The organism is Streptomyces sp. NPDC028419, assembly GCF_055565515.1.
In genome coordinates this window covers 130,841-151,016 of record NZ_JBVHUE010000004.1, presented here as the reverse complement: position 1 = coordinate 151,016, position 20,176 = coordinate 130,841, and the positions used below count along the sequence as shown (strand labels likewise).

Sequence of the window (20,176 nt, the reverse complement as noted above, 5' to 3'; positions counted from 1 at the left end):
GGGGCTGGACCGGCCCGTCCTGCGTGTGTTCACAGTGATAGAAAGGGCATCCCCCCACGCCCGACCGACCCCGAAGGTACCGCTGATGACCGAGCCGCCGAGTCCGCCGACGCCGCCGAACCAGCCAGCCGTACCTCCCGGTTACGGGCACCTGCCCGGCCCGCCGCCGCCCTCCGCGTACGGCTTCCCGCCGCAGGGCGACAACCCGTACGCGCAGCCGCAGCAGGGGCAGCCCGGTCAGCAGCCGCAGCAGCCCGGTCAGCAGCCGCCGGCGCCGCAGGGCCCGTACGGTCAGCAGCCGCAGCCCGGATACGGCTATCCGCAGCCCCCGACCGCGCCGCTCGGGATGCCGCCCACCGGGCCGACGCCGCCCCGCGGCCGGACGCAGTTGCTGGTGACCGCCTCCGTGGTCGTCACGCTGGTGCTCGGCACCGGCGCGTACTTCGCCTTCGCCGGCGGTGACGGCGACGGCAAGAAGCCGGCCGCGGCGGGCAGCTCCGCGCCCGTGACCCAGCCCTCCGGCTCGCCCTCCGTCGACAAGGGCGACGGCAAGGGCGGCAACGGCATGAGCGACGCCGACCTCAACTCCGGCCGCAAGCCCGGCGAGGGCAAGGTGTTGTGGCTGAAGACCAACGCCACCGAACTGCCCGGCGGCGGCGGGGACGCCACGGGCCAGTGGATCGTGGGCGACACCGTCGTCAAGTCCCTCTTCAAGTCGCTCATCGGCTACGGCGTGGCGGACGGCAAGCAGAAGTGGAAGCTCGACTTCCCCGCCAAGGTCTGCAGCACCCCCTACCAGACCACCACCGACGGCAAGGTCGTCGTGGCCTTCATGAACGGCGAGTCCGAGCAGGCGAGCTGCAACCAGCTCAAGATGGTCGACCTCAAGACGGGGCAGGGGGGCTGGACGAAGGAGATCCCCAAGGAGGGGATGTTCGACATCATGGTCACCCCCAGCCTCGCCATCACCGGTGACACCGTCACCGCCAGCCGCGTCGGCGCCGCCAGCGCCTTCAAGGTGAGCACCGGGGACCGGCTGTTCGGCTCCAACGTCCCCGAGGGCTGCTCGCCCGGCTCCTACGCGGCCGGTCAGGGCAAGGTCGTCGCCGTCGCCACCTGCGCCGACGGCATCGAGGAGCTCCAGGGCACCGACCCGGTCAGCGGCCAGAAGAGCTGGACGTACCGCTTCCCGCAGGGCTGGAAGGTCAGCAAGGTCTACTCGGTCAACCCGCTCGTCGTCGACGTCAAGGAGCGCGACAAGAGCCTGCGCTCCATCATGGTCCTCGGCCCCGACGGCAAGCAACGCTCGCAGCTCACCGGCGAGGGCCAGTTCACGCCCCGCTGCGACGACCCGATCGTCGACCGGCCGCTCCAGGACTGCTGGGGCATCGTCGTCGACGCGGGCTCCGACACGATCGTCCTGCCGACCGAGGGCGCCTCCAACGAGCTGGTCGCCTTCGACATGGGCACCGGCAAGGCCAAGTGGCGCACCCCGGCCGGCGACAAGCGCGTCCTCGTCCCGCTGAAGGCCGAGGGCGGCAAGCTCTACGCCTACGACAGCGCGGCGGACAAGGCCACCGGCGGCGAGGTCATCTCGGTCCCGCTCGGCGGCGGCAAGCCCACCACGGTGCTGCACAACCCGTCCGGGCCCGCCGCGCCGCTGGAGAACTCCTTCTACACCCCGCAGATCGCCTTCGCGGACGGGCGGCTCTTCATGTCCTCCACGCACATCACCGGCGAGGGCAAGGACGAGAAGTTCCTGATGGTCTTCGGCAAGTGACCGTGTCCGCGTCCGTAGTCCCGTCGTCCACCCGGCCGCCCATGAGAGGCAGTAGCACCCGATGAGTACCCCGCCGCCCCCGCCGAACCAGCCCCCGTCGGGCGGCTTCGGCGCGCCCCAGGACCCGCCGTCGGGCGGCTTCGCGCCGCCGCCGGCCGCGCCGCCCGCCCCGCCGGCGCCCCCGCAGCAGCCGCCGGGCCCGGCCTACGGCTACCCGCAGCAGCAGCCGCAGCCCGGTTACGGCTACCCGCAGGCGGCGCCGGCCGCGCCCGCCTACGTCCCGTCCGCGAGCGGTGGCAGCGGTGGCGGCGGCAGCAACGACCTGCGCAACCAGCTCCTCATCGTGGTCGCCGCGCTCGTGGCCATCGCCCTGATCGTGGGCGGCGGCTTCTGGTACGTCTCCGGCGACGACGACGGCGGCGGCAAGAAGGACGTCGCCAACGGCCCGACCGACGGCAAGAGCCCCGGCCCGGGCGGCGACGGCGACAAGCCCGGTGGCGGGGTCGCCACCGAGAAGCCCCAGGCGAACACCAAGGCCAAGACCCTGGTCAACCTCGCGCAGCCGCAGGTCGCCGACCTCGCGCACGTCGAGGGCTCCTGGGTCACCGACACGCTCTACGCGAAGTCCGACGTCGCCAAGGTCGTCGGCTACGACCTGAACACCGGCGCCCAGAAGTGGTCCATCGCGCTCCCGGCCGAGCTGTGCGGGGCCACCGCGCACATCAGCGGTGGCAAGAGCGCGATCCTCTTCAAGGAAGCACTGGCCAGCGACGCCAACAAGTACCCCCGCTGCAACCAGATCGGCGTCATCGACCTGAACGCGGGCAAGCTGGCCTGGTCGACCACCATCAAGTCCGCCACCAGCGGTGACAAGCCGGTGGAGTTCAAGGAGGTCACCCTCAGCGGCAACACCGTCGCCGCGGGCGGCCTCCAGGGCGGCGCGGGCTGGAACCTCGCCGACGGCAAGAACCTGTGGCCCGCCAAGGTCGACGGCGAAGGCTGCTACGACCTCGGCTACGCCGGCGGCCCGGCCCTCGCGGTCATCCGCAAGTGCGGCCCGTACGGCAGCCAGTACCTGCTCGCCCAGAACCTCGACCCGACGACCGGGGCGCCCAAGTCCTCGTACAAGATGTCGCAGGGCATCGACTACGCGGCGATCGTCTCCACCAAGCCGCTGGTCGTCGGCGCCGACGTCGGCGACGCGGCCAAGGGCGGCAGCGGGGTCAGCGACCTCTTCGTGATCGACGACGCGGGCGCGCTGAAGACCCGCATCCCGGTCTCCTCCGGCAACTACTCGGTCCGCTGCGACGGGCTGTTGGTCGAGGGCTGCAAGAAGATGGTCGTCGGCAACGGCAAGGTCTACCTGCCGTCCGTCGAGCACCAGGGCAAGGACCAGTACGGCCGGACCAACGAGCTGCTGTCCTTCGACCTGAACACCGGCAAGCAGACCACCGACCGGGCCGACGCGGGCGAGCAGTACACGATCATGCCGCTGCGCATGGACGGGCCGAACGTCATCGCCTACAAGCTGCCCCCCTACAACAAGGGCGGCCAGGTCGTCAGCATCGACACCGCGACGATGAAGGAAACACTCCTCATGGAGATGCCGGAGGACAAGAACATCCGGCGCCCCGAGACCAGCATGTCCGCGAACGGGGCCGAGTTCCGCTACCACAACGGGCGGTTCTTCATCTCCCAGACGCTGATCAGCAAGCCCTACTCGGCGACCGCCGACCCGTCCTACCTCTTCGTGTCCTTCACGACGGGCTGACCCGGCACCACCCGCCCCGCCCCACCACGCCCGCCCCCCGGAAGCCGTTCTCCGGGGGGCTTCGGCATGCCGGCGGGCGCGGCGGAGCGGGGGAGTCCCGGGGCCGGGCTACCGTGGCGAAGGTGACGGGAAGCGACGCCGAGCGGCTGTGGTCCGGGTCCATGCCGGAGGCTTACGAGCGGTACCTCGTGCCGGTGCTCTTCCGGCCCTTCGCCGCGGACCTCGCCGCCCGGGCGGCGGCGCTGCGGCCCCGGCGGATCCTCGAACTGGCCGCGGGCACCGGGGTGCTGACATCGGACCTGCTCACCGCGGCGCCGTCGGCCGAGGTGACGGCCACCGACCTGAACGAGGCCATGGTCGGCTTCGGGTCGTCCCGGGCGCCGGGGGCGCAGTGGCGCCAAGCCGACGCGCAGCGGCTGCCGTTCCCCGACGGGGGCTTCGACCTGGTGGTCTGCCAGTTCGGCGTGATGTTCTTCCCCGACCGGGTGGCGGCCTTCACCGAGGTCCGCCGGGTGCTGGCCCCCGGCGGGCGCTTCCTGTTCAACACCTGGGGCCCGATCGCCGCGCACGCCTTCGACGCCGCGGTGCAGGCCGGGCTGGAGCGGGCCTTCCCGGACGACCCGCCGCGGTTCCTCCCCACGGTCCCGCACGGCTACGCCGACCCCGCCGTCGTGGCCGCCGACCTGGTGGCCGCCGGGTTCGCCGTCGAGGAGGAGCGGGAGCTGACCCTGGCGGGCCGGGCCGCCTCGGCCGCCGACGTCGCCACCGGCTTCCTCACCGGGACCCCGGTGCGCGGGGCCGTCGAGGAGCGCGGCGGCGGCGCGGAGGCCCGGGCCGTCATCATCGAGGAAACCACGACCCGCCTGGGCCCGGGCCCGGTCGTCGCCCCCATGACGGCATACGTCTTCACGGGCGCGGCCTGACCCCCGGGCCGATGTCAAGGCTCTTGGGGTCAGGGCCCACTGACGGGGGCTTCTGTTCCGTATCCACCTCGCGGCGTCGAACAAGCGTGTAGCTTGCCGGGGCAGAAGGGTCGGGGGTGAGCGCCGCAATGGGCGTACGGGTCATGGTCGTTGACGATCACCGGCTGTTGGCCGAGGCGCTCGCCTCGGCGTTGAAGCTGCGGGGGCACCGGGTGCTGGCCGCGGCCGCGCCGGCCGCCGGGGCGGCCGAGTTGGTGATCAGCCGCGCCCCGGAGGTCTGTCTGCTGGGCACCGCCACCCCCGCCGAGCCGGGGATCTTCGAGCCCATCGTGCGGATCCGGCGCGAGAGACCGCAGATCGCCGTGGTCGTGCTGGGCCCGGTGCCCAGTCCGCGCGGGATCGCCGCCGCCTTCGCCGCGGGCGCGTGCGGGTACGTACGCCAGGACGAGCGGATCGAGGGCGTCGAGCGGGCCCTGGCCAAGGCGCGGGCCGGGGAGGCGGCGGTGTCGCCGCAGCTGCTCCAGAGCGCCTTCGCGGAACTCCTCAACCCCACCGCCGCGCCGGACGACGAGGGCAGCAGGCTGCTCGGGCTGCTCACCCCGCGCGAGGTGGAGGTCCTGGTCCGGGTCGCCGAGGGCGAGGACACCCGGCTGATCGCGGCCGGCATGGCGATCGCGCCGAGCACCGCGCGCACGCACGTCCAGCGGGTGCTGATGAAGCTCGGCGTGGGCTCCCGGCTGGAGGCGGCCGCGCTGGCCGCCCGTACCGGCCTGTTGGACCGCGCGGCCCGCGGCTAGCGACGGGGCACGATTTCCCCACGGGCGCGGACATGCGGTAAGCCAGGGGGGAACGGGTCGCGCGTGTGTGCGGCCGTGCGACTTCGAGAGGTAGTAGGCGAGTGAGCAAGTACCTGGTCACCGGTGGCGCCGGATACGTGGGCAGCGTCGTCGCGGCCCATCTGCTGGAGGCCGGACACGAGGTCACCATCCTCGACGACCTCTCCACCGGCTTCGAGGCGGGCGTGCCGCAGGGCGCCACCCTCGTCCACGGCCGGATCCAGGACGCCGCCCGCCACCTCGACGCCTCCTTCGACGCGGTGCTGCACTTCGCGGCCTTCTCGCAGGTCGGCGAGTCCGTGGTCAACCCCGGCAAGTACTGGGACAACAACGTCGGCGGCACGCTCGCGCTGCTCACCGCGATGCGCGAGGCCGGGGTGAAGAAGCTCGTCTTCTCCTCCACCGCCGCGACCTACGGCGAGCCCACCGAGGGGCTGCTGACGGAGGAGTCGGTGACCAAGCCGACCAACCCCTACGGCGCCTCCAAGCTGGCCGTCGACCACATGATCAGCGGCGAGTGCGCGGCGCACGGGCTGACCGCGGTCTCGCTGCGCTACTTCAACGTGGCCGGTGCCTACAAGGAGTTCGGCGAGCGCCACGACCCCGAGACCCACCTGATCCCGCTGGTGCTCCAGGTCGCCCTCGGGCAGCGCGAGTCGATCTCGGTGTTCGGCGAGGACTACCCGACCCCGGACGGCACCTGCGTGCGCGACTACATCCACGTCGCCGACCTCGCGGAGGCGCACCTGGCCGCGGTGGCCGTGCCCGCCTCGGGCGAGCACCTGATCTGCAACCTGGGCAACGGCAGCGGCTTCTCGGTGCGCGAGGTCATCGACACCGTCCGCAAGGTGACCGGGCACCCGATCCCGGAGGTCGTGGCCCCGCGCCGGGCCGGCGACCCGGCGGTCCTGGTGGCCTCCGCGGCCAACGCCAAGGAGCGCCTCGGCTGGACCCCCTCCCGCGCGGACCTCGCGGGCATCGTCGCGGACGCCTGGGCCTTCGCCCAGCGCTGAGGCGCCGCAGGCCCCACCCGTACGCCCCGCACGAGAGCCGTCACCGCGCCCCGCGGTGGCGGCTTTCAGGTGTGCGGCGGCGGCCGGGGCCGTCGTATGGTGGATCGATCCCCGCGCCGAGGTACCGGTGGCGGCGACCGGATTCCCCGTTCCTTCCGTAGTGATCTCGAGGTGACTTCTTATCAACCAGGCCGTGTAGTCGTCCGTGTTCCCCGCGTGCTGTCGTGTCGCACGTGTTCGGGGGCGGACGTCGCGCTGGTCTGAGTTGCGTCACCCCCCGTGTTCTTTCCGTCTTTCCCGGGTGCAGCTCTGCCGTCTGCCCCGGGCTCCGGTGTCTTCCGGCCGCCCCGGTGAGGCTGTCGGCGGAGCTCCCCGATTCCTTCGGATCAGGAGTCCCCCGCCGTGTCTTCCTCCGCGCTCGGCCATGAGCCGCAGCACGCCACCCCGCTCCCTCCGGCCGCCTGGATCGCCCTCCTGGTGCTGCTGGGCGCCGAGCTGATGGACATGATCGACCAGTCGGTCGTCCTGACCGCGCTGCCCGCCATCCAGGAGTCGACCGGCGCCGGGCCGGACGCGGTGCAGTGGCTGTCCACCGGCTACTCACTGCCCATCGCCGTCGGGCTGATCACAGGCGGTCGCCTCGGCGACCTCTACGGTCGGCGCAGGATGCTCCTGACGGGCACCGTCGTGTTCACCGCGGCCTCGCTGCTGTGCGGCCTCGCCGTCGGACCCGGCGTGCTGATCGGCGCCCGCGCCTTCCAGGGTGTGGCAGTGGCCGTCATGATCCCGCAGATCCTCGCCACCCTCCACGTCACCTTCGAGGGGCAGAGCCGGGGCAAGGTGTTCGGCCTGTACGGGGTCGTCATGTCGCTCGCCAACGTCCTGGGCCCGGTGATGGGCGGCCTGTTGACCGAGGCGGACCTCTTCGGGCTGTCCTGGCGGCCGATCTTCCTGGTCAACGTGCCCGTCGGCCTCGCCGTGCTCCTCCTGGGACGCCGCTTCATCCCCGAGTCGACGGTGCGGAAGGCCGACCGGATCGACCTGACCGGCATGCTGCTGTCCTCGCTGGCCATCGTCCTGATCGTCCTCCCGCTCACCGAGGGCCACCTGCGTCACTGGCCGCTGTGGTGCTTCGTCCTGCTCGCCGCGGGCCTCCTCGTCCTGGCCGTCTTCCTCCGCCAGCAGCGGCGCAAGCAGGGCGACGCCCCGCTCGTGGCCCTGTCCCTGTTCCGGGACCGGCGGTTCTCCGGCGGCTCGGCCGCGCAGCTGACGCACGGCCTGCTGTGCGGGCTGTTCTTCATGACCTGGACCCTCTACCTCCAGCACGGACTGGGCATGAGCCCCTTCCACGCCGCCCTGGCCTTCGTGCTGCTCTCCGTCGGCGAGCTGGCCGGCGCGACGGTCACGACGAGGAGCGGCGGGCGCTTCGCCCGCCGCCTGCCGCAGGCCGGAGCCCTCGTCGCGCTCGCCTCGATGGCCGGCTACGGGCTCCTGATCGCCGCGGGCCACGGGGGACCGACCCTGCTGGCGATGACCGCTCCGGTGGTACTGATCGGCTTCGGCCTCGGCATGGTCAGCGGCCCGCTCGCGGACATGTCCCTCTCCGCGGTCCCGCACGAGGACGCCGGATCGGCCTCGGGCCTGTTCAACACCGTCATGCACCTGGGCATCGCGCTGGGCACCGCGCTGACCGCCCCGGTGTTCTTCGCCACCACCAGCGGCTCGCCCGACGCCGGCCTCCACCGCGACGCGTTCCTCGGCGTGCTGTGGTGGGTCGGCGGCCTCCTCGCCCTGATGTGGGCCCTGATGTTCCGCTTGCCCCGGCACGCCGACCACCGGAGCGAGTGAACGGCTCCCCGCGAAGCGGAAACACCAGGGGCACAGGGGGCGCGGGGGAGGGCGTCGCGCGCCGGGGCGGAGCGCTGTGCGCGGGCGCCCGGCGTGCGCGCGCTGCGTGAAATGCCCCCGTGCACCTGCCCGTGGCAAGGGCAGAAGCGGAAACGGGATTCCGGCCCGGAGGAACGGGCGTTTTCAAGCCACGCATGGGCTCCTCACAGGCCGCCGCACCGGAAAATGCCTCGAAAAACTTCTGCTATTCGGCCAACCACGAGCGGCCCCCGGCCCTACGCTGATGCGTGACACCGGTGGGGGCCGGTGTTGATTCAGGGGTCGAGACGAGTCGGGTACGACGTCCGCTCCGGGGTAGTGCAGAGGTGTCACGGCGGCGGCCGCGGCAGCTGCGGATCACCCGGTCCGGGCGCCGTACCCGCAGTTGTCCGTTCCCCGACCCTTGGGGGTTCTGTGGTTCGTATCCGGGTTCTCGTGGTGGACGATCACCGCATCTTCGCCGAGTCGCTCGCCGCCGCGCTCGCGGCCGAGCCGGACGTGGACGTGTCCGCGGCCGGCAGCGGCCCCGCCGCGCTGCGCTGCCTCGAACGGGGCGTCAGCGAGGGGCGCCGCTTCGACGTGTTGCTCGTCGACGCCGATCTCAGTGGGGCTCCCGGCGCCACCGGGGCGTTCCCCGCGCAGCGGGAGCACGGCACCGGTGCTCCACCGGGCGACGGGATCGCGCTGGTCGCGGCCGTGCGCACGGCGCATCCGGGGGTCCGTACGGTCGTCCTCGCCGAGCGCGACGAACCGCGCCGGGCCGCCCACGCGCTGCAGGCCGGGGCGTCCGGCTGGGTGGCGAAGGACTGCTCGCTGTCGCGGCTGCTCGCCGTGGTCCGCGGGGTCCTGCGCGAGGAGACCCACCTGCCGCCCGCCCTGCTCACCGGCGTGCTGCGGGAGTTGACCCAGGCCCGCAAGCACCGCACCGACAGCGAACGCCTGGTGGAGTCCTTGACCCCGCGCGAACACGAGGTGCTGCGCTGCATGGTGGCGGGCCTGGGCCGCAAGGACGTCGCGGCGCGGCTGTTCCTGTCCCCGCACACGGTGCGCACCCACATGCAGAACGTGCTGGGCAAGCTCGGGGTGCACTCCACCCTGGCGGCCGTGGCGCTGGCCCGGCGCGCGGGCGTGCGGCCCGCGGACCTAGCCGGGGATGTTGTCGAACGGAGCGGTCAACTGGCGTAGCAGCGAGGCCAGGTCGCCGCGCTCGGACCGGGACAGCTGGGCCAGGATCGCCCGCTCCTGGGCGAGCAGCCCGGCGAGTGCCTGGTCGGCGCGGTCGCGCCCCTCGGGGGTCAGCCGGACCAGGACGCCGCGCCGGTCGTTGGGGTCGGGCAGTCGCTCGACCAGGCCCTTCTTCGCGAGCCGGTCGATCCGGTTGGTCATGGTGCCCGAGGTGACCAGGGTCTGCGTCAGCAGCTGCCCGGGGGAGAGCTGGTAGGGCGCGCCCGCCCGGCGCAGCGACGTCAGGACGTCGAACTCCCACGGCTCCAGGCTGTGCTCGGCGAAAGCGAGCCTGCGGGCCCGGTCCAGGTGGCGCGCGAGCCGGCTCACGCGGCTGAGCACCTCGAGCGGTTCCACGTCGAGGTCAGGGCGCTCGCGCCGCCATGCCGCGACCAATCGGTCGACCTCGTCCTCCATGCCGATCAGTGTAAGGGGTATGTCGACGTGAAGTCTCTTGACATTAAGTCTCTCGATGGAGAGCTTCTCGCGATCAAGTCTCTTGACATCAAGATATATCCGGAGTGACCATGGGGAATGGAGCGGCCGGAACCCAGACGCTTCCACCCGCACCATCCGCAGGGAGGCTCGATCATGCATTCCGACACCGCGGCCAAGGGCGCCGCACCCGCCCCGACGTGGGACCCGCAGCAGTACCTGCGCCACGCGGACCACCGCGCCCGCCCCTTCCTGGACCTGCTCGGTCGCATCCAGGCGCTCCCCACCGCGCCCGGCCGCCCCGCCCGCATCGCCGACCTCGGCTGCGGCCCCGGCAACGTCACCGCCCTGCTCGCCGATCGCTGGCCCGACGCCGCGATCACCGGCTTCGACCTCTCCCCGGAGATGCTCCGGCGCGCCACCGAGGAGTACGCGGGACCCACCCCCGGCGGCGGCTCCCTCGACTTCGCCCCCGCCGACCTGACGGACTGGCTCCCCGAACAGACTTACGACCTGATCGTCTCCAACGCCGCCCTGCAATGGGTGCCCGGCCACCCCGGCTCACTCGCCGCCTGGATCAACGGACTGCGCCCCGGCGGCACCTTCGCCTTCCAGGTCCCCGGCAACTTCACCGCGCCCAGCCACGCCCTGCTGCACGCCCTGTGCGACACCCCGCGCTGGCGCTCCCGGCTCTCCGGGCTCGGCGCCGGCCACAGCCACGTCCTCGAACCCGCCGAGTACCTGGAGCGCTTCACCGGGCTCGGCTGCGCCGTCGACGTCTGGGAGACCACGTACTACCAGCTCCTCACCGGCCCCGACCCGGTCCTCGACTGGGTCAAGGGGACCGCGCTGCGGCCCGTCCTGACCGCCCTCGGCGACGACCGGGTGGCCGTGGAGGAGTTCCTCGCCGCCTACCGCGACCTGCTGCGCGCCGCCTACCCGGCCGGTCCGCGCGGCACCGTCTTCCCGTTCCGCCGCATCTTCGCCATCGCCCGCAAGGAGAACTGACCCCGTGCTCAGCGCCGTCGACCACGTCCAGCTCGCCGCACCGCCCGGTTCCGAGGACGCGCTGCGCGCGTACTACGGGAACGTGCTCGGCATGACCGAGATCCCCAAGCCGCCCGTCCTCGCGGCGCGCGGCGGCTGCTGGTTCGCAGCCGGCCCCGTCCAGCTCCACCTGGGCGTCGAGGAGGACTTCCGCCCGGCCCGCAAGGCCCATCCGGGACTGCGCGTCACCGGCATAGCGGCCTACGCGGAGCGCCTCGCGGCCCGCGGCGCCACCGTCGTCTGGAACGACGACCTGCCCGGGCACCGGCGCTTCTACTCCGAGGACCCCGTCGGCAACCGACTGGAGTTCCTGGAGCCCGACCCCGCGCACTGAGGCCCCGGGCCCGCGCGGACGCCCGTACGGCCTCCACGACACGCAGCGGCGCCCCGCCACCGGTGAATCCCGGTGGCGGGGCGCCGCCGCGCGTACCTCGCGGGTCGTCAGCTCTTGCGGTGGCCCACCAGGCGCGGCTTCGACTCCAGCTTGTCCAGGCCGTGCCAGGCCAGGTTGACCAGGTGCGCCGCGACCTCCGCCTTCTTCGGCTTGCGCACGTCCAGCCACCACTGCCCGGTCAGCGCGACCATCCCGACCAGCGCCTGCGCGTACAGCGGCGCCAGCTTGGGATCGAAGCCGCGCGCCTTGAACTCAAGGCCCAGGATGTCCTCGACCTGCGTCGCGATGTCGCTGATCAGCGAGGCGAAGGTGCCCGTCGACTGGGCCACCGGCGAATCGCGGACCAGGATCCGGAAGCCGTCCGTGTACGACTCGATGTAGTCCAGCAGCGCGAAGGCGGCCTGCTCCAGCAGCTCCCGCGGGTGCCCGGCCGTCAGCGCGCCCGTCACCCCGTCCAGCAGCTGGCGCATCTCGCGGTCCACGACGACCGCGTACAGGCCCTCCTTGCCGCCGAAGTGCTCGTAGACCACCGGCTTGGACACCCCGGCCTTGGCCGCGATCTCCTCCACCGACGTGCCTTCGAAGCCCTTCTCCGCGAACAGCGTGCGACCGATCTCCAGCAGTTGCTGACGCCGCTCGGCGCCCGTCATCCGGACCCGACGGCTACGCCGGGGTTTGTCGCTGCTGGGGGTACCGCCGTCGATCGCCACGTCACCCATCATGCCGCGCTCGACGCCTTTTCCTTGCGCCGGCCATCGATGCGGGACGCCGACGGCCAGCGGACGTCACTCGCCCAGCCCGCCAGCTCGAACCAACGGATCAGCCGGGCGCTGGAGTCGACCTGCCCGCGCAACACGCCGTGGCGCGCCGACGTCGGGTCGGCGTGGTGCAGGTTGTGCCAGGACTCGCCGCAGGACAGGACGGCCAGCCACCACACGTTGCCCGAACGGTCGCGGGACTTGAAGGGGCGCTTGCCCACCGCGTGGCAGATCGAGTTGATGGACCACGTCACGTGGTGCAGCAGCGCCACCCGGACCAGGGAGCCCCAGAAGAACGCGGTGAAGGCGCCCCACCAGGACATCGTGACCAGACCGCCCACCAGCGGCGGGATCGCCAGCGAGAGCATCGTCCAGTAGATGAAGTCGCGCGAGATCCGGCGGATCGCCGGGTCCTTGATCAGGTCCGGGGCGTACTTCGCCTGGTTGGTCTGCTCCTCGTCGAAGAGCCAGCCGATGTGGGCCCACCACAGGCCCTTCATCAGGGCCGGGAGCGACTCGCCGAAGCGCCACGGCGAGTGCGGGTCGCCCTCGTGGTCGGAGTACTTGTGGTGCTTGCGGTGGTCGGCCACCCAGCGCACCAGCGGCCCCTCCACCGCCATCGAGCCCATGACGGCCAGCGCGATCCGCAGCGGGCGCTTCGCCTTGAAGGAGCCGTGCGTGAAGTAGCGGTGGAAACCGATGGTGATCCCGTGGCAGGCCAGGAAGTACATGAACACCATCAGGCCCAGGTCCAGCCAGCTCACCCCGCCCCAGGCGAAGGCCAGCGGGATCGCCGCCAGCACCGCCAGGAAGGGCACGGTGATGAAGAGCAGCAGCGCGATCTGTTCGACGGACCTCTTGTTCTCGCCGCCGAGCGTGGCGGAGGGGTGGGGTGATCCGGAGTCCGCCGAGGCGTCCTCGATCAGATCGGGGCTTACGGTCATGGGGTCCCCTGGGGGGTGAAGGAGTCGGCAGGAGCCCGGCTACGGACCCGTAACCTACGGCAACGTAAGTATGGCAAAGGTGAGCCCCGCGGCAAGAGCGGCGCCGCTGGCGCCCCCCGCGGCGGGACCGGATCGCGAGACGGAGTCGAGCGGAGCGCCGGACACCTGGCCCGGACACCTATCCTGGTGTCGTCGGACAGCGCGGTCCGCACGGGCAGCCGAGCTGCGCGACAGGCAGGGGTACCCCCGGACTGCCGTCCGGGCACGCACCGCCGTGCGCACTCCGGCGGCCCCCGCCCCAGTAGCGCTCGAAACACTGCAAGGAGCCGCACCTGTGAGCAGTGCTGACCAGGCCCCCGTCACCCCGGCCACGGTTACAACAGCAGAGATGGCCAACGCGGAGCTGCGCGCGGACATCCGCCGCCTCGGCGACCTCCTCGGCGAAACCCTCGTACGCCAGGAGGGCCAGGACCTCCTCGACCTGGTCGAACGCGTCCGTGCCCTCACCCGCACGGACGGCGAAGCCGCCGCCTCCCTCCTCGGCGACACCGACCTGGAGACCGCCGCCAAGCTGGTGCGCGCCTTCTCCACCTACTTCCACCTCGCCAACGTCACCGAGCAGGTGCACCGCGGCAAGGAACTGCGCGCCCACCGCGCCGCCGAGGGCAGCCTCCTGGCCCGTACCGCGGACATGCTCAAGGACGCCGACCCCGAGCACCTGCGCGAGACGGTCAAGAACCTCAACGTGCGCCCCGTCTTCACCGCGCACCCCACCGAAGCCGCGCGCCGCAGCGTCCTCAACAAGCTGCGCCGCATCGCCGCCCTGCTGGAGGAGCCCGTCACCGGCGCCGGTGACCGGCGCCGCCACGACCTGCGCCTCGCCGAGAACATCGACCTCGTCTGGCAGACCGACGAGCTGCGCGTGGTGCGCCCCGAGCCCGCCGACGAAGCCCGCAACGCGATCTACTACCTCGACGAACTCCACGCCGGAGCCGTCGGTGACGTCCTGGAGGACCTCGCCGCCGAACTCCAGCGCGTCGGCGTCGAGCTCCCCCCGGGCACCCGGCCCCTCACCTTCGGCACCTGGATCGGCGGTGACCGCGACGGCAACCCCAACGTCACCCCCGAGGTCACCCGCGACGTCCTGATCCTCCAGCACGAGCACGGCATCACCGACGCCCTCGAACTGGTCGACTTCCTGCGCGGCCTCCTCTCCAACTCCATCCGCTACACCGGAGCCACCGAGGAGCTGCTGACCTCCCTCCAGGCCGACCTCGAACGCCTGCCGGAGATCAGCCCCCGCTACAAGCGCCTCAACGCCGAGGAGCCCTACCGGCTCAAGGCCACCTGCATCCGGCAGAAGCTGGTCAACACCCGCGAGCGCCTCGCCAAGGGCACCGCGCACGAGGACGGCCGCGACTACCTCGGCACCGCCGAGCTGCTGACCGACCTCACGCTGATCCAGACCTCGCTGCGCGAGCACCGCGGCGCGCTCTTCGCCGACGGCCGCATGGACCGCACCATCCGCACGCTGGCCGCCTTCGGCCTCCAGCTGGCCACCATGGACGTGCGCGAGCACGCCGACGCCCACCACCACGCCCTCGGTCAGCTCTTCGACCGGCTCGGCGAGGAGTCGTGGCGCTACGCGGACATGCCCCGCGACTACCGGCAGAAGCTCCTCGCCAAGGAACTCCGCTCGCGGCGCCCGCTCGCGCCCACCCCGGCGCCCCTGGACGCCGCCGGCCACAAGACCCTCGGGGTCTTCGGCGCGATCAAGGACGCCTTCGAGAAGTTCGGCCCCGAGGTCATCGAGTCCTACATCATCTCGATGTGCCAGGGCGCCGACGACGTCTTCGCCGCGGCCGTCCTGGCCCGCGAAGCCGGCCTCATCGACCTGCACGCGGGCTGGGCCAAGATCGGCATCGTCCCGCTGCTGGAGACCACCGACGAGCTGCGCGCCGCCGACGTCATCCTCGACGAGATGCTCGCCGACCCCTCCTACCGGCGGCTCGTCTCGCTGCGCGGCGAGGTCCAGGAGGTCATGCTCGGCTACTCCGACTCCTCCAAGTTCGGCGGCATCACCACCAGCCAGTGGGAGATCCACCGCGCCCAGCGCCGACTGCGCGACGTGGCCCACCGCTACGGCGTGCGGCTGCGCCTCTTCCACGGCCGCGGCGGCACCGTCGGCCGCGGCGGCGGCCCCTCGCACGACGCGATCCTCGCCCAGCCCTGGGGCACGCTGGAGGGCGAGATCAAGGTCACCGAGCAGGGCGAGGTCATCTCCGACAAGTACCTCGTCCCCTCGCTGGCCCGCGAGAACCTCGAACTGACCGTCGCCGCGACCCTGCAGGCCTCCGCCCTGCACACCGCGCCCCGCCAGTCCGACGAGGCCCTCGCCCGCTGGGACGCGGCCATGGACACGGTCTCGGACGCCGCCCACGGCGCCTACCGCGCCCTGGTCGAGGACCCCGACCTGCCGTCGTACTTCTTCGCGGCCACCCCCGTCGACCAGCTCGCCGACCTCCACCTCGGCTCCCGGCCCTCGCGCCGCCCCGACTCCGGAGCGGGCCTGGACGGGCTGCGCGCCATCCCGTGGGTCTTCGGCTGGACCCAGTCCCGCCAGATCGTCCCCGGCTGGTACGGCGTCGGCTCCGGTCTCAAGGCGCTGCGCGAGGCCGGCCAGGACGACGTGCTCGCGGAGATGGGCCAGAAGTGGCACTTCTTCCGCAACTTCCTCTCCAACGTCGAGATGACGCTGGCCAAGACGGACCTGCGGATCGCCCGCCACTACGTCGACACGCTCGTCCCCGAGCACCTCAAGCACGTCTTCGCCCGGATCGAGGCCGAGCACGAGCTGACCGTCCGCGAGGTCCTGAGGGTCACCGGCGGCGACACGCTGCTCGCCTCCCAGCCCGTGCTCCAGCAGACCTTCGAGGTCCGCGACGCCTACCTGGACCCGATCTCCTACCTCCAGGTCTCGCTGCTGGCCCGCCAGCGCGCGGCGGCCGAGCGCGGCGAGGAAGCCGACCCGCTGCTCGCCCGGGCCCTGCTGCTCACGGTCAACGGCGTCGCCGCCGGCCTGCGCAACACCGGCTGAGCACGCCCGTACGCACGACGGGGCCCCCACCGGATCCGATCCGGTGGGGGCCCCGCCCGTTCACCTCAGGAGTTGTACGTCGACTGCGCCCGCTCCAGGCCCTCCTGGAGCAGGCACTCCACCGCGTCCGCCGACCGGTCCACGAACCAGTCCAGCTCCTTGCGCTCGGTGGAGGAGAAGTCCTTCAGCACGAAGTCGGCCACCTGCATCCGGCCCGGCGGACGACCGATGCCGCAGCGCACCCGGTGGTAGTCCGGGCCCATCGACTTCGTCATCGACTTCAGGCCGTTGTGCCCGTTGTCCCCGCCGCCCAGCTTGAGCCGCAGCGTCGGGTAGTCGATGTCCAGCTCGTCGTGGACCGCCACGATCCGGTCCAGCGGCACCTTGTAGAAGTCGCGCAGCGCCGTCACCGGCCCGCCCGACAGGTTCATGAAGGACATCGGCTTCGCCAGCACCACGCGCTGGTTCAGCGGCCCCGGCGGGCCGATCCGCCCCTCCACGACCTGCGCCCGCGCCTTGTGCGCCTTGAACTTCCCGCGCATCCGCTCCGCGAGCAGGTCGACCACCATGAACCCGATGTTGTGCCGGTTGCCCGCGTACTCGGCGCCCGGGTTGCCCAGACCCACGATCAGCCAGGGCGCCGTGTCCTGCGACATCAAAAGCTCCTTCGAGGTCCCTCAACGAAACGACCGCCGTCCCGCTCCAGTGGAGCCGGACGGCGGTCGGTCAGCAACTGACGAGCGGGGAGGCTCAGGCCTCGGTGCTCTCGGCGGCCGGCTCCTCGGCCTGCGCGCCGATGACCTGCAGGACGGCGATGTCGCCGTCGACGGCCAGGGTGGTGCCCGCCGGGAGGACCAGGTCCTTGGCGTGGATGGTGGCACCGGCCTCCAGGCCCGCGATCGAGACGGTGACCTCGGTCGGGATGTGGGTGGCCTCGGCCTCGACGGAGATGGTGTTCTGGAGGGTCTCCAGCATGTTGCCGCCCGGGGCCAGGTCGCCCTCGGTGACGATCGCGACGTCGACGGTGACCTTCTCGCCCTTCTTGACGATCAGGAAGTCGACGTGGGAGATCGAGCGCTTCAGCGGGTGCTTCTGCACGGCCTTCGGGATGACCAGCTCGGAGCCGCCGTCGGCGATGTCCAGGGTGAGCAGGACGTTCGCGGTGCGCAGCGCCAGCTGCAGGGCGTGGGCCTCGACGTCGACGTGCTTCGGCTCGGTGCCGTGGCCGTAGATGACGCCGGGGACGAAGCCGTCGCGACGGGCCTGGCGGGAAGCGCCCTTGCCGAAGTCGGTGCGGGTCTTGGCGGAAAGCTTGAGGTCAGCCATGTTCACTCCTCGTGCGATGACGGAATTGGACTCGAACGTCACCCGGCCGAAATCACGGCCTGCTACGAAGAGCGCGTCGATAACGGAGCACCGGAACCCGTTCGAAAACAGGTACGGCCTCCCTCGCCGAGCAACTCGAAGAGTGTACCCGGCGGGGAGGCCGCGCCCCAAAAGGATCTACTGCTGCTCTTCGAACAGGCTGGTGACCGAGCCGTCCTCGAAGACCTCGCGCACGGCGCGGGCGATCATCGGGGCGATGGACAGCACCGTGATCTTGTCCAGCTCCAGGTCCGAGGGGTCCGGCAGCGTGTTCGTGAACACGAACTCGCTGACCTTCGAGTTCTTCAGACGGTCCGCGGCCGGGCCCGACAGGATGCCGTGCGTGGCCGTCACGATGACGTCCTCGGCGCCGTGCGCGAAGAGCGCGTCGGCGGCGGCGCAGATGGTGCCACCGGTGTCGATCATGTCGTCGACCAGGACGCAGACGCGGCCCTTGACCTCACCGACGACCTCGTGGACGGTCACCTGGTTGGCGACGTCCTTGTCGCGGCGCTTGTGCACGATCGCCAGCGGCGCGTCGAGGCGGTCGCACCAGCGGTCGGCGACGCGCACGCGGCCGGCGTCCGGCGAGACGATCGTCAGCTTGGAACGGTCCACCTTGGCGCCGACGTAGTCCGCGAGGACCGACAGGGCGGAGAGGTGGTCGACCGGGCCGTCGAAGAAGCCCTGGATCTGGTCGGTGTGCAGGTCGACCGTGAGGATGCGGTCGGCACCCGCGGTCTTCAGCAGGTCCGCGACCAGGCGGGCCGAGATCGGCTCGCGGCCCTTGTGCTTCTTGTCCTGACGGGCGTAGCCGTAGGACGGCACGATCACGGTGATCGAGCGGGCCGACGCGCGCTTCAGCGCGTCGATCATGATCAGCTGCTCCATGATCCACTTGTTGATCGGAGCCGTGTGGCTCTGGATCAGGAAGCAGTCCGCGCCACGAGCCGACTCCTGGAAGCGGACGTAGATCTCGCCGTTCGCGAAGTCGAAAGCCTTGGTCGGCACGAGGCCGACACCGAGCTGGTGCGCGACCTCCTCGGCCAGCTCGGGGTGGGCGCGGCCGGAGAAGAGCATCAGCTTCTTCTCGCCGGTCGTCTTGATCCCGGTCACAGCACAGTCTCCTCAGACGTGTTGAAAGCTGCTCGCCCCCATGTGCGTCCGTCCCGCACACGGTGAGCCAGCCGAATTGCGTGCACCTATCACGGTACGCCGTCGCGGGCGCACCTGTTTCCGGTCAGTTCACCCTCAGGCCTTGTCGGAGCCCTCCTGGGCTCCCGACTGGGCCGCCTGAGCCGCGGCGCTTCCCGGACGCTTGCGGGCCACCCAGCCCTCGATATTCCGCTGCTGGCCACGGGCCACGGCCAGTGCGCCGGGCGGAACGTCCTTCGTGATCACCGATCCGGCCGCCGTGTAGGCGCCGTCCCCGATGGTGACGGGAGCCACAAACATGTTGTCGGAGCCCGTCTTGCAGTGTGAGCCGACGACCGTGTGGTGCTTGTGCTCGCCGTCGTAGTTCACGAAGACGCTCGCGGCGCCGATGTTCGTGTACTCGCCGATGGTCGCGTCGCCGACGTAGGAGAGGTGCGGCACCTTGGTGCCCTCGCCGATCGTGGCGTTCTTCATCTCGACGTAGGTGCCGGCCTTGGACTTCACCCCGAGGTTGGTGCCCGGACGCAGGTAGGCGAACGGCCCCACCGAGGCGGCGGCCCCGATCACGGCCGTGTCCGCCACCGTGTTGTCCACGCGGGCGCCCGCGCCCACCGTGGTGTCCTTCAGGCGGGTGTTGGGGCCGACCTCGGCGCCCTCGGCGAGGTGCGTGGCACCGAGGAGCTGGGTCCCCGGGTGCACGATCGCGTCCTGGCCGAAGGTCACGGTCACGTCGACGAAGGTGGAGGTCGGGTCGATCACCGTCACGCCCGCGAGCATCGCCCGCTCCAGCAGGCGCGCGTTGAGCAGGGCGCGGGCCTCGGCCAGCTGCACCCGGTTGTTGATCCCGAGGATCTCGCGGTGGTCCGGGCCGACGGCCGCGCCGACGCGGTGCCCGCTCGTGCGCAGGATCTCCAGGACGTCGGTGAGGTACTCCTCGCCCTGGCTGTTGTTCGTGCGGACCTTGCCGAGCGCGTCGCTGAGCAGCGCCCCGTCGAAGGCGAAGACCCCGGAGTTGATCTCCAGGATCGCGCGCTGGGCGTCGGTGGCGTCCTTGTGCTCGACGATGGCGGTGACGGCGCCGGTGGCCGCGTCGCGGATGATCCGCCCGTAGCCGGTGGAGTCGGGGACCTCGGCCGTCAGCACGGTGACGGCGTTGCCGTCGGCCTCGTGCGTGGCGGTCAGCCGGGCCAGGGTCTCGCCGGTCAGCAGCGGGGTGTCGCCGCAGACGACGACGACCGTGCCGCTGATCTCCCCGCCGAGCTCTTCGAGGCCCATGCGGACGGCGTGCCCGGTGCCGTTCTGCTCGTGCTGGACGGCGGTGCGGACGGCGGCGTCGACGGTGGCGAGGTGGGCGGTGACCTGCTCGCGGGCGTGGCCGACGACCACGACGAGGTGCGCGGGGTCCAGCTCGCGCGAGGCGGCGACGACGTGACCGACGAGGGTCCGCCCGCAGATCTCGTGCAGAACCTTGGGGGTCGCGGACTTCATGCGGGTGCCTTCCCCCGCTGCGAGTACGACGACGGCTGCCGGGCGATTGGCGCTCACGG

Annotated in this window: 17 protein-coding genes; 10 read left to right on the top strand and 7 right to left on the bottom strand. The window is 71.7% G+C overall.

The genetic code is table 11. The annotated features are described in order from the left end of the window. Nucleotides 1-85 precede the first annotated feature (85 nt). From ACZ4UB_RS06850 to ACZ4UB_RS06820, 7 genes are all read left to right on the top strand, one after another. A complete protein-coding gene (locus ACZ4UB_RS06850; RefSeq protein ID WP_468068712.1) occupies nt 86-1,780 on the top strand; it encodes an outer membrane protein assembly factor BamB family protein in 1,695 nt (564 codons plus the stop codon). A gap of 61 nt (nt 1,781-1,841) precedes the next feature. Next, complete coding sequence (locus ACZ4UB_RS06845; protein WP_468068711.1) at nt 1,842-3,551, top strand: outer membrane protein assembly factor BamB family protein; 1,710 nt, start codon at nt 1,842-1,844, stop codon at nt 3,549-3,551. Between the two features lie 161 nt (nt 3,552-3,712). Continuing rightward, a complete protein-coding gene (locus tag ACZ4UB_RS06840; RefSeq protein WP_468068926.1) occupies nt 3,713-4,474 on the top strand; it encodes a class I SAM-dependent methyltransferase in 762 nt (253 codons plus the stop codon). Between the two features lie 128 nt (nt 4,475-4,602). Then, nucleotides 4,603-5,271 (top strand): response regulator transcription factor, encoded by a 669-nt coding sequence (locus ACZ4UB_RS06835; protein ID WP_354380561.1) that lies wholly within the window; start codon nt 4,603-4,605, stop codon nt 5,269-5,271. 101 nt (nt 5,272-5,372) lie between these two features. Beyond that, a complete protein-coding gene (galE, locus tag ACZ4UB_RS06830; RefSeq protein ID WP_354380523.1) occupies nt 5,373-6,323 on the top strand; it encodes a UDP-glucose 4-epimerase GalE in 951 nt (316 codons plus the stop codon). A 402-nt stretch (nt 6,324-6,725) separates the two neighbouring features. Further along, nucleotides 6,726-8,171, top strand: coding sequence for an MFS transporter (locus ACZ4UB_RS06825; RefSeq protein WP_468068709.1), 1,446 nt, complete (start codon nt 6,726-6,728; stop codon nt 8,169-8,171). 453 nt (nt 8,172-8,624) lie between these two features. Next, the gene (locus ACZ4UB_RS06820) at nt 8,625-9,395 is read left to right on the top strand and encodes a LuxR C-terminal-related transcriptional regulator (RefSeq protein WP_468068708.1); all 771 of its coding nucleotides are present in this window, start codon (nt 8,625-8,627) and stop codon (nt 9,393-9,395) included. Here ACZ4UB_RS06820 and ACZ4UB_RS06815 read toward each other — a convergent pair. Then, entirely contained in the window at nt 9,354-9,851 is a 498-nt protein-coding gene (locus ACZ4UB_RS06815; protein WP_330330854.1) for a MarR family winged helix-turn-helix transcriptional regulator, read from the bottom strand. The genes ACZ4UB_RS06820 and ACZ4UB_RS06815 overlap by 42 nt on opposite strands. A gap of 174 nt (nt 9,852-10,025) precedes the next feature. Here ACZ4UB_RS06815 and ACZ4UB_RS06810 point away from each other — a divergent pair, with 174 nt between their 5' ends. Together ACZ4UB_RS06810 and ACZ4UB_RS06805 are read left to right on the top strand one after the other, a co-directional pair. Beyond that, nucleotides 10,026-10,877, top strand: coding sequence for a trans-aconitate 2-methyltransferase (locus ACZ4UB_RS06810; RefSeq protein ID WP_468068707.1), 852 nt, complete (start codon nt 10,026-10,028; stop codon nt 10,875-10,877). A gap of 4 nt (nt 10,878-10,881) precedes the next feature. After that, complete coding sequence (locus ACZ4UB_RS06805; RefSeq protein WP_468068706.1) at nt 10,882-11,250, top strand: VOC family protein; 369 nt, start codon at nt 10,882-10,884, stop codon at nt 11,248-11,250. A 107-nt stretch (nt 11,251-11,357) separates the two neighbouring features. Here ACZ4UB_RS06805 and ACZ4UB_RS06800 read toward each other — a convergent pair whose 3' ends face one another. After that, entirely contained in the window at nt 11,358-12,029 is a 672-nt protein-coding gene (locus tag ACZ4UB_RS06800; protein WP_399264435.1) for a TetR family transcriptional regulator, read from the bottom strand. Next, the gene (locus tag ACZ4UB_RS06795) at nt 12,029-13,012 is read right to left on the bottom strand and encodes an acyl-CoA desaturase (protein ID WP_467956630.1); all 984 of its coding nucleotides are present in this window, start codon (nt 13,010-13,012) and stop codon (nt 12,029-12,031) included. The genes ACZ4UB_RS06800 and ACZ4UB_RS06795 overlap by 1 nt, the downstream gene beginning before the upstream one ends. Before the next feature lie 334 nt (nt 13,013-13,346). On the opposite strand from ACZ4UB_RS06795, the gene ppc reads away from it, so the two are divergent. Then, the gene (gene ppc, locus ACZ4UB_RS06790; RefSeq protein WP_467956631.1) at nt 13,347-16,109 is read left to right on the top strand and encodes a phosphoenolpyruvate carboxylase; all 2,763 of its coding nucleotides are present in this window, start codon (nt 13,347-13,349) and stop codon (nt 16,107-16,109) included. Nucleotides 16,110-16,174: 65 nt separating this feature from the next. On the opposite strand, the gene pth is transcribed toward ppc, so the two are convergent. From pth to glmU, 4 genes are all read right to left on the bottom strand, one after another. Then, a complete protein-coding gene (gene pth / locus ACZ4UB_RS06785; protein ID WP_354380530.1) occupies nt 16,175-16,765 on the bottom strand; it encodes an aminoacyl-tRNA hydrolase in 591 nt (196 codons plus the stop codon). Between the two features lie 94 nt (nt 16,766-16,859). Then, entirely contained in the window at nt 16,860-17,435 is a 576-nt protein-coding gene (locus tag ACZ4UB_RS06780; protein WP_468068703.1) for a 50S ribosomal protein L25/general stress protein Ctc, read from the bottom strand. Nucleotides 17,436-17,612: 177 nt separating this feature from the next. Next, a complete protein-coding gene (locus ACZ4UB_RS06775) occupies nt 17,613-18,590 on the bottom strand; it encodes a ribose-phosphate diphosphokinase (RefSeq protein WP_112451977.1) in 978 nt (325 codons plus the stop codon). Nucleotides 18,591-18,725: 135 nt separating this feature from the next. Further along, nucleotides 18,726-20,174, bottom strand: a complete 1,449-nt coding sequence (gene glmU, locus ACZ4UB_RS06770; protein ID WP_468068701.1) for a bifunctional UDP-N-acetylglucosamine diphosphorylase/glucosamine-1-phosphate N-acetyltransferase GlmU — start codon at nt 20,172-20,174, stop codon at nt 18,726-18,728. Nucleotides 20,175-20,176 lie beyond the last annotated feature (2 nt).

What these genes read in the sequence shown, in the direction of transcription:
- ACZ4UB_RS06800 (WP_399264435.1), bottom strand. Translation starts at nt 12,029, where the DNA reads ATGGGTGACGTGGCGATCGACGGCGGTACCCCCAGCAGCGACAAACCC.
- ACZ4UB_RS06780 (WP_468068703.1), bottom strand. Translation starts at nt 17,435, where the DNA reads ATGGCTGACCTCAAGCTTTCCGCCAAGACCCGCACCGACTTCGGCAAG.
- ACZ4UB_RS06850 (WP_468068712.1), top strand. Translation starts at nt 86, where the DNA reads ATGACCGAGCCGCCGAGTCCGCCGACGCCGCCGAACCAGCCAGCCGTA.
- ACZ4UB_RS06810 (WP_468068707.1), top strand. Translation starts at nt 10,026, where the DNA reads ATGCATTCCGACACCGCGGCCAAGGGCGCCGCACCCGCCCCGACGTGG.
- pth (WP_354380530.1), bottom strand. Translation starts at nt 16,765, where the DNA reads ATGTCGCAGGACACGGCGCCCTGGCTGATCGTGGGTCTGGGCAACCCG.
- ACZ4UB_RS06845 (WP_468068711.1), top strand. Translation starts at nt 1,842, where the DNA reads ATGAGTACCCCGCCGCCCCCGCCGAACCAGCCCCCGTCGGGCGGCTTC.
- ACZ4UB_RS06795 (WP_467956630.1), bottom strand. Translation starts at nt 13,012, where the DNA reads ATGACCGTAAGCCCCGATCTGATCGAGGACGCCTCGGCGGACTCCGGA.
- ACZ4UB_RS06815 (WP_330330854.1), bottom strand. Translation starts at nt 9,851, where the DNA reads ATGGAGGACGAGGTCGACCGATTGGTCGCGGCATGGCGGCGCGAGCGC.
- ACZ4UB_RS06840 (WP_468068926.1), top strand. Translation starts at nt 3,713, where the DNA reads ATGCCGGAGGCTTACGAGCGGTACCTCGTGCCGGTGCTCTTCCGGCCC.
- ACZ4UB_RS06835 (WP_354380561.1), top strand. Translation starts at nt 4,603, where the DNA reads ATGGGCGTACGGGTCATGGTCGTTGACGATCACCGGCTGTTGGCCGAG.